This is a genomic window from Pseudomonas tremae, assembly GCF_001401155.1.
In the GTDB taxonomy this organism is placed as follows: domain Bacteria; phylum Pseudomonadota; class Gammaproteobacteria; order Pseudomonadales; family Pseudomonadaceae; genus Aquipseudomonas; species Aquipseudomonas tremae.
Map to the genome: position 1 here is coordinate 60,860 of NZ_LJRO01000041.1, position 8,897 is coordinate 69,756.

General features: G+C 58.8%; 6 protein-coding genes. 1 reads left to right on the forward strand and 5 read right to left on the reverse strand.

Annotated features, from left to right (window positions below):
* Nucleotides 1-34 precede the first annotated feature (34 nt).
* From kdpB to kdpF, 3 genes are read right to left on the reverse strand one after another with little or no spacing between them, the layout of a single operon-like run.
* Nucleotides 35-2,113, reverse strand: a complete 2,079-nt coding sequence (gene kdpB, locus ALO43_RS02635; protein ID WP_024669752.1) for a potassium-transporting ATPase subunit KdpB — start codon at nucleotides 2,111-2,113, stop codon at nucleotides 35-37.
* Between the two features lie 10 nt (nucleotides 2,114-2,123).
* The gene (kdpA, locus tag ALO43_RS02640; RefSeq protein ID WP_024669751.1) at nucleotides 2,124-3,818 is read right to left on the reverse strand and encodes a potassium-transporting ATPase subunit KdpA; all 1,695 of its coding nucleotides are present in this window, start codon (nucleotides 3,816-3,818) and stop codon (nucleotides 2,124-2,126) included.
* Between the two features lie 2 nt (nucleotides 3,819-3,820).
* On the reverse strand, nucleotides 3,821-3,916 hold the full coding sequence (kdpF, locus tag ALO43_RS02645) for a K(+)-transporting ATPase subunit F (RefSeq protein WP_020357697.1): 96 nt from the start codon (nucleotides 3,914-3,916) through the stop codon (nucleotides 3,821-3,823).
* 242 nt (nucleotides 3,917-4,158) lie between these two features.
* Here kdpF and ALO43_RS02650 point away from each other — a divergent pair, with 242 nt between their 5' ends.
* Entirely contained in the window at nucleotides 4,159-4,422 is a 264-nt protein-coding gene (locus tag ALO43_RS02650; RefSeq protein ID WP_024669750.1) for a LuxR family transcriptional regulator, read from the forward strand.
* 143 nt (nucleotides 4,423-4,565) lie between these two features.
* On the opposite strand, the gene ALO43_RS31970 is transcribed toward ALO43_RS02650, so the two are convergent.
* Both ALO43_RS31970 and ALO43_RS30605 read right to left on the reverse strand, forming a co-directional pair.
* The gene (locus ALO43_RS31970; protein ID WP_330219244.1) at nucleotides 4,566-5,162 is read right to left on the reverse strand and encodes an RHS repeat-associated core domain-containing protein; all 597 of its coding nucleotides are present in this window, start codon (nucleotides 5,160-5,162) and stop codon (nucleotides 4,566-4,568) included.
* 18 nt (nucleotides 5,163-5,180) lie between these two features.
* Nucleotides 5,181-8,897, reverse strand: a 3,717-nt coding sequence (locus ALO43_RS30605; RefSeq protein ID WP_054997061.1) for an RHS repeat domain-containing protein, incomplete at its 5' end; no start/stop codon positions are given.

An 8,897-nucleotide genomic window follows, 5' to 3' on the forward strand; every position in this document is an offset into this window, starting at 1 on the left:
GAGGCTGCACGCCACCCGGCGTGCAGCACAGGCTTCAAACCAGGCCGAGTCCGACCAGCAGCATGTCGATCAGCTTGATGCCGAGAAACGGCACAATGATCCCGCCCAGGCCGTAGATAAGCAGGTTGCGACGCAGCAAATGCGCCGCGCTGGCGGCCTGGACGCGCACACCGCGCAGGGCCAGGGGGATCAGCACCACAATGATCAGCGCGTTGAACACGATTGCCGAGAGAATCGCGCTCTGCGGGCTGGCCAGATGCATCACGTTGAGCACGCCCAACTGTGGGTAGATGGAGGCAAACAATGCAGGCAGAACGGCGAAGTATTTGGCCACGTCGTTAGCAATCGAAAACGTCGTCAGCGCACCGCGTGTAACCAGCAACTGCTTGCCGATCTGCACCACGTCCAGCAGCTTGGTGGGGTCACTGTCGAGGTCGACCATGTTGGCCGCTTCGCGCGCCGCCTGGGTACCGTCGTTCATGGCCATGCCGACATCCGCCTGGGCAAGTGCAGGTGCATCGTTGGCGCCGTCGCCGCACATCGCTACCAGACGCCCTTCGCCCTGCTCCTGGCGAATCCGTTCCAGCTTCTTCTCTGGCGTGGCTTCAGCCAGCACGTCATCAACACCTGCTTCGGCAGCAATCGCTGCGGCGGTCAACGGGTTGTCGCCAGTGACCATCACGGTGCGAATACCCAGCTTGCGCAATTCCTCGAAACGCTCGCGAATGCCCGGCTTGACCACGTCCTTGAGGTGAATCGCACCCAACAAACGACCATTGGCGCAGACCAGCAGCGGCGTGCCACCGGTCTTGGCGATCTTGTCGACTTCCCGTGCCAGTACCGGTGGCAGATCACTGCGCTGCAGGTTGACGAAAGCCAGCAACGAGTCCACCGCGCCCTTGCGGTAAACATGGCCTTGGTAGTCCACGCCGGACAGACGTGTATCCGCACTGAACGGCACAGCGGTGACCGAACCGAGGGTCGGCTCGTTCATCGGGTGCAGATTGCGCAAGAACTCGACGATGGATTTGCCTTCAGCCGTGTCGTCGGCAAGCGAGGCCAGCAAGGCGCCCTCGCCCAACTCCTTCGGGGTCACGCCAGGCGCTGCGTAGATGGCGGCGCAACGGCGGTTGCCGAAGGTGATGGTGCCGGTCTTGTCCAGCAACAGCACATGCACATCGCCTGCGGCTTCCACAGCACGACCGGACTTGGCGATCACATTAAGGCGCACCAGGCGGTCCATACCGGCAATACCAATGGCCGATAACAAGCCGCCAATGGTCGTCGGGATGAGCGTCACCAGCAGCGCGACCAAAAACACCAACGGCAGGCTGCCGCCAGCAAAATGGGCGAACGGCTGCAAGGTGATGACCACCAGCAGGAAGATCAGCGTCAGGCCGATCAACAGAATGTCCAGCGCCACTTCATTGGGGGTTTTCTGGCGCTTGGCGCCTTCGACCAGCGCGATCATGCGGTCCAGCGTCGACTCACCGGGGTTGCTGCTGATGCGTATCAGCAGCCAGTCGGATACCAGTCGAGTGTTGCCGGTGACCGCCGAACGATCACCACCAGACTCGCGAATGACCGGCGCGGATTCCCCGGTAATCGCCGCCTCGTTGACCGCCGCGATACCTTCGATGACTTCGCCGTCACCGGGGATCATTTCCCCGATTTCTACGCGCACCACATCACCCTTGCGCAGCTCACTGGCGTTGATCGTTCTGAAGCTGCCGTTCACGTCGCGGATACGTGCCTTGAGCCCTTCGCTGCCAGCCTTCAGGCTGTCGGCCCGCGCCTTGCCACGGCCTTCGGCCAGTGCTTCGGCGAAGTTGGCGAACAGCACGGTGAACCACAACCACAGGGCAATCTGTACGCAGACCGAGGTTGGCACCTGCGGGTTGGGGATGACGCACAGCACGGTGGTCAGAATGGCAGTCAGTTCCACCACCAGCATCACCGGCGAGCGTTTGAGCTGACGCGGGTCGAGCTTGACGAACGCCTGTACCAGCGCCGGGCGCCACAGAGCAGCGATGCCGGTTCTGGCGGACTCGCTGGCGACCTGCGGTTCAGCGGCTTTTGCAGCATCACTTCTTACAGTGTCAGTAGTGCTCATGATCGGTTCCTCAGAAACCCAGGCTCAGGTGTTCGGCAATCGGGCCCAGTGCCAGGGTCGGCAGGAAGGTCAAACCACCCACCAGCAAAATGGTGACGGTCAGCAGGGTGACAAACAGCAGGCCATGGGTCGGGAAGCTGTTCTGGCCCTGCGGTGCGGTTTTCTTCATGGCCAGGCTGCCGGCCAGTGCCAGCACCGGCACGATATAACCGAAGCGGCCAATGAATATCGCAAGGCTGAGCATCAGGTTGTGGAACACGGTGTTGGCACTGAAACCGCCGAACGCCGAGCCGTTGTTGGCCGTCGCCGAAGTGTAGGCGTACAGCAACTGACTGAAACCATGCGGGCCGGGGTTGCTGATCGCACCCGCCGGGCCCGGCAGGCTGGCGGCGATTGCGCCCAGCACCAGCACGCCCACCGGCATCACCAGCAGGGTCGCGACCAGCAGCCGGACTTCCTGCGCCTGGAGCTTCTTGCCAAGGTATTCCGGCGTGCGGCCAATCATCAGCCCGGCGAGGAACACGGCGATCAAGACGTTGAGCAACATGCCGTTGAGGCCGACACCGACGCCGCCGAAGATCACTTCGCCGACCATCATGTTGACCAGTGCGACCATGCCGGTCAGCGGGTTGAGGCTGTCGTGCATGCCGTTGACCGAGCCATTGGACGCCGCCGTGGTGGCAACCGACCACAACACAGTGCCGGTGGTGCCGAAGCGGGTTTCCTTGCCTTCCAGCGGGGCGGTCTGTTCAACACCGGCTATGTTCAGCATCGGATTGGGCTGGTACTCGGCCCACAGAGACACCGCGCCGCCGATGAGCAGCAACGCCAGCATGCAGCCCAGAATCGCACGGCTCTGGCGCATGTCCTTGACGTAGTGGCCGAAGGTGAACACCAGCGCTGCGGGAATCAGCAGGATCGACACCAGTTCGAACAGGTTGCTCCAGGCAGTCGGGTTCTCAAAGGGGTGCGCCGAGTTGACGCCGAAGAATCCACCACCGTTGGTGCCCAGTTGTTTGATCGATATCTGGCTCGCCGCAGGCCCCATGGGAATGCTTTGATCGGTGCCTTGCAGGGTCAGCGCGTCGATGTAATGGGCAAAGTTCTGCGGCACGCCCTGCCAGACCAGAAACACCGCCAGCACGATACTGATCGGCAGCAGGCCATAGAGCGTGGCGCGGGTCATGTCGGCCCAGAAGTTACCCAGGCTTTGCGAGGAGCGACGACTGATACCTCGGCACAACGCGACCAGCACTGCCAGGCCCGTCGCAGCGCTGACAAAGTTCTGCACGGTCAGGCCGACCATCTGGCTCAGGTAGCTGAGCGACGCTTCGCCGCTGTAGGCTTGCCAGTTGGTATTGGTCACGAAGCTCATGGACGTGTTGAACGCCAGTGACCATTCCATGCCAGGCAGTTGCTGCGGGTTGAGGGGCAGCACGCCTTGCAGCATCAGCATTGCAAACAGCAGGACAAAGCCTGCCAGATTGAACGCCAGCAAGGCCCACATGTATTGCTTCCAGGATTGCTCGGTTTTCGGGTCGACGCCGGAGATCCGGTAGCAGGCCCGCTCGACCGGCCCCAGCACCGGGCTCAGCCAGGTGCGTTCGCCTTCCATGACCCGATAATAGAAACGCCCCAGCAACGGCGCAGGGGCCAGCAGCAGGACCAGGAAGGCCAGAATCAACAGATAATCGTAACTGTGCATGATCACTCCTGACTCTGGTCGGCGCGCAACAGCGCCACCAGCAGATAGATGAACAGCCCGACTCCCATTAGCAGAGAGATACTATCCATAACGCTCATTGAATTTTCCCCATCAGGCAACAACCGATTACGGCGCAGGCCGCGTGGGTGGATTGTCCGCAGCATGGGTGTAAAGGCGCGAGAGCGACTGCACGCGCCGGGCGTAAAGAAGCTGTAAAGAAGCGCTGCAAGCCTGACGGGGCCATGCATGCGCAGGCATCAGCGCTGTCATTTATGTCAGGTTCGCGATAGGGGTTGTGGGGGTATCGTGAGGCAGCGATCTTCAGGAAAAGGACTTCATCATGCTTCGCGACAAGGGCAAACCACCCGGCTCCATCCCGCCCTCCCCCGACACTTCTACCGTTGTCCAGTTGACGATCAAGGAACGACAAGTCCTGGAATGGGTGGCGATCGGCAAATCTGCATGGGAGATATCACGTATTCAAGGATGTTCGGAGGCAACCGTACACTTTCATACCAGCAATATTCGCCGCAAGTTCGGGGTGACGTCGTTGAAGGCGGCGCTGGTGATGGCGATCAGGCAGGGGGTTATTTTGGTGGAGTGAATGGGTGCGTTGTCAGTCGGCGCATAGCGTTCAATTTTGCCCATTCTGACTAACAGACCAAGCCGCACGGTTGAGTACATGCGGCAGGTCAGAAAAGCCTTCTACATTCAAATACGCTTTGGAAGTAGGGATGGACGCGCAGCTCAATATAAAAAATCGCGACCCCTCACTTCAGAGGCATTCGGCAGATCTAATGTCCTCATACCAGTCATTGCATTTCTGCGTCTCATGTTAGACGGCTCAAGGATTGGCGACAATTTTCCAGAAACCTTCCTCATCTCGAGTTCAGAGTAATTCCTGTTGGATAATTTACGCGCTCTATACTTAGTTGCAGATAGTGGATTGGGTTTCGATTTTTTTACTAACTTCCTCACCTGCATACTCGAAAATTTAACTTTCCGTGCACCTAACTGACTAGAGTTTTGAAAGACATCAGGTCTCTCAGCACTTTTGGATGCCGCTACCTTTGGGGGCTCTAAAACGTCTTTGCTTTTGTCCACTATCGGACTGTATTTATTTGCCACCACCGGTTGTTTTGGAGGCTTTTTTGCACTAATCCCAAAAACCCGCCTGAAAAACTTTCCTATGTTTATATGCCCCGTCGGATCCACCCGATTCACCGAATCCCCCTCACCATACGCATAAGCATTCAACCCACCCTCGCCAAACGGGCTCAAACTGTCCTGACTATGAAAGCGCATCAGCACCGGGTTATACGCCCGGTAGCCATTGCCCAGCAGCTGCCAGCCGGTATCGTTCTAGGTCAGTTCACCATTGAACCCCAGGCCACCGGGAGGTTCATCGGAGCTGCGATGGCCGTAGGCGGTATAAGCGCTGTCATGCTTTGTGCCGCCCACCACTTCGCTCAGAACAGTGTTGCTCAGGGTGGTTGCCAACAAGCGCGTAGCCCCTGCGCCCTCGCCGCCTTGTAGCTCGGCCAACAGGCTAGCGCCGCCGCGCATGAACGTGCGCTGCAGCTTATCGCTAATCTGGTTGGCGGGCTTGCCGTCCTGATAGAAACGCTGCTCGACCCCTTGCGCACTTTCGCGCGCTGCGAGTACGTCCAACGGGTCGTAACGGTAGGCGTCTTCACGGTACTTGCCGGGCATCGATGGGCCACTGACTTCCAGCAAGCGACCCAATGCGTCGTAACGCAGGGTTCGACCCTGTTCATCCTGAGTCAGATTACCATCAGCGTCGTAGCTCAAGATCAACTCTGGATAATCTGCATGAGTGTTGGTAACACTCAACAACTGAGTAGGGTCGATCTTTGGGTCTGCATAGCGATACGTCGCCAGATTGCTGCTGTCCGGAAACTCGGTCAGGACGCGGCTAAGATTGTCAAATTCGTCGAAGCGAAATACTTGGCTCTTTATCGACTTATGGTAGAAGTCCACAGGCAGTTGACTGCCTGAACATGTGTACAAGACCAGCCGTCCATGTCTGTCATAGTCAAAATCTTCTTTGCGCAGCAGCACGCCACCTTCAACCAGCGTGCGCTGTGTCATATGGTCATTCGCGTCATAGGCCTGAGTCATGACCTGTTGTACATCGCCAAGATCGAAGTCACGCTGCGTCTCACGGCCAAACTCATCGTAGGTGAGTCTGACCGCAACCTTGTTTGCGCCTTCCAGCGTTTCGATGTGACACGTCTGGCCCAGCGAGTCGTAAAGGAACGTCGACGTAATTTGCCCAAGCACGGTCTTGATCAGACGCCCTGCGTTGTCGTAAGTACACTTCTGGACCTGTCCAAGCACATCGGTGTATTCCATCAGCAGCCCCATCAGGCTGTAGCGGTACGACATGGTCCGCGTCTGCGTGTCAACGGTGCAGGTTTCGCTTTTCAGTTCGCCGGTGGAGTAATAATCTCGCGTCAATGCCTGTTTCTGTTCCTCACAACTGCGCAGGCGCGCATCTTTTACATCGTATGCATAAGTGGCAGAAACCTCGCTACCCACTATCCTGCGCTGCATTGGCTGATCGCTTAATGAAGGAAGGTAGACATACTCGATGGTCTGATCGCTGGCCGTGAGCACGGTTTTAGGCTGAGTCTGCCCCGATTCAAATGTAAACACCTGTTCACGGCCTCCGGTTACCGCCTTATATCGGCGCTCAAGCCCGTCAAAGGATTGCAGCCCCAGAACGCAGTCGTCGACGCTGATTGCCGTCGGCAGGTCCTCAATGCTGTGCGAGGCGTACTCGCGCCGGATCACCGTATCGTCTGGCAAGGTCTTTTCGATCATGCGATCAAACGCATCGTACCTGTACCGATTGACATGCCTCAGCGTATCAATTTCCTCGACAGTACGACCAAGCCCGTCGTAACGATAAAGCTGTCTACTGACAAGCTCCCCTTCCTGGGGAATACGCTCGACGCTTTCCGGTTGTTCAAACAAATTAAGCTGAGTGACCGTAAGACCGTGTTTTTCGGTCTCGGTGTGACTGGTCTGCCGCCATTCGCGCAGCACGGGGCCTGAGCTGCCAAGCTGCAGGTCTGTCTGCTGAAATGCCACCACCCCGTCCGGCCCTGTTTCACTGACCTGCTGACCCCAGTCGTCATAGCCAAAGGTGCTGGTCAGGATCAGCACCTTGTTGTTCTCGTCCAGCCAGTCGTAGCGCGTTTCTTGCTGCAACTGGCCACGCGCGTCGTACCTGGCTGCGTAGGTATCACGCATGCGTTTGTTGCCATCGGCACCATCGGCATTCTGACGCGTTTCGCGAAACACCCGACCCAGCCCGTCCAGGTAGCTGCAGGTAGTCACGCCCTTGACGTCGGTGATCTCCTGATGCGCCGTCTCGCCTTCGGTGGCCACCAGTGTGTAGGCATAACGACGCGTAGCCTCATAATCGCTGCCCGGCGCAACGGTTTCGCTGGTGACCCGCTCCAGGGCGTCGTAGGTGTAGCGAATCTCCACTTTGGCGTCGTCGACGGTCAGCAGCGGCTCGCCATTGATCAGCGAGTGCTCCAGATTGAGGGTCCGGGTGTGGCTGTCCAGTGTGCTGCTCAGGGTCTGGGTGGTCTTGAGCACGGTTTCGGCCCGGCGAGCGTTCCTGCCCAGGCTAGCTTTTCTCAACGCTCTGCATGCTCTGCAATTTCTGCATGCTCTGCACTTTTGATGCGCTTTACCCTTTTTACCTTTTTTGCCGCCTTCTGCGGCGCGACTCAGGGACTTGCTGTAGGCAAAACTGGTCAGGGTGCTGATGCCGTTGAGTGTGAACGTGTCCAGCAAGGGGCGACCGTGACTCAACACATCCTCCGGCTGCTGAATATAGAGGTGGCCGGTGGCGTGCAGGGTCGTTTCCGAGTCGCCCTGCACGCTGAGCAGCGTCTCGCGGGTGAGCACCAGCCAGGGTTTTGATGCGCCGCTGACCGGCGCCATCGCGTCATAAACAAAGCGGTTACGCAGCACCGGCGCGAGCTCGCCATACTCGGACTGCGCGGGGGTGACGGTGCGGGTCCGGACGTGACGCACGAAGCCTTCCGGGTCTGGCGGGCACTGAAACTCGCCCTGTGTTTCGCCTTCTGCGGGGTACCAGGTGCTGGTTTCGAGCACGCCGCTGGGCTGGAGCTGACGCGTCAGGTTGCCAAAGTTGTCGTAGTCGCTGCTGAGGGATTCGTAGCGCACCTGACTGGCGTTGCTGCGCAGCGACCATCTGTTGGTGACGTTTTTGGGCTGCTGAAAATAAGGCGGCTGCTGATCGAAATCGGATTGCTCCAGAGCGTGATAGACCGTGCTGGTCTTTTTCACGTTATCGCCCTGGGTCGTGGTCTCTTCGGTCAGCAAATGAAAGCGGTTGAAACTGCGCTCGACAGTGCGTACGGGCTCACCGCTGACGATCAGGCTTTGCGTGGTGCCGTACTGGTAGTTGTCGCTGACCTGGTACAGGTTGTCTTCGCCGTTGTCTTCCCAGATCAGCCCGCTAGCGTTGTTGCCCAGAAAATTGTTGGTCTGGCCCGTACCGTGGGCACTGTAGCCATAATGGGTGCTGATGGTCGACTGACCGTTTCCGGGGTAGGTCAAATGCTCGGTGACCCTGCGCAAGGCCGGACGTGCGTCGGCATGGGGGAATGCATGTCCGGCATCGTGATAGCCCACGGTTTCCCGGGCACCGCTCGGGGTGTAGGCCTCAGTGATGCATAACAGCCCGTTCAGCTGTTGGTAAACGAAACGCCAGCAGGCCCCGTCGGCGGTGGGCAGCACTACCTCCGCCACACGAAAATCAAACCCGGCCAGCTCCATTGTAAAGCGTGCGGGCAGCACACCCGGGTTCAGGATGATTTCAATCTGCCACCTGGTGCGTGTCAAACTGATCAAGGTGCGCTGGCTGTCGCTGACGGACGCCAGGATCTGCTGGCCGTCGAACAGGTCGTAATCAAGGTAGACCGAACGCCCGTCGGGCGAGCTGATTTCGTATGGCAGGGCCAGGCGGTTATTGGCACTGCCGCCGGTGCGTAGCCGTTCGACCAGCCCGGA

Excerpts from the sequence above, each read along its gene's own strand:
- kdpA (WP_024669751.1), bottom strand. The coding sequence starts at position 3,818 with ATGCACAGTTACGATTATCTGTTGATTCTGGCCTTCCTGGTCCTGCTG.
- ALO43_RS02650 (WP_024669750.1), top strand. The coding sequence starts at position 4,159 with ATGCTTCGCGACAAGGGCAAACCACCCGGCTCCATCCCGCCCTCCCCC.
- kdpB (WP_024669752.1), bottom strand. The coding sequence starts at position 2,113 with ATGAGCACTACTGACACTGTAAGAAGTGATGCTGCAAAAGCCGCTGAA.
- kdpF (WP_020357697.1), bottom strand. The coding sequence starts at position 3,916 with ATGAGCGTTATGGATAGTATCTCTCTGCTAATGGGAGTCGGGCTGTTC.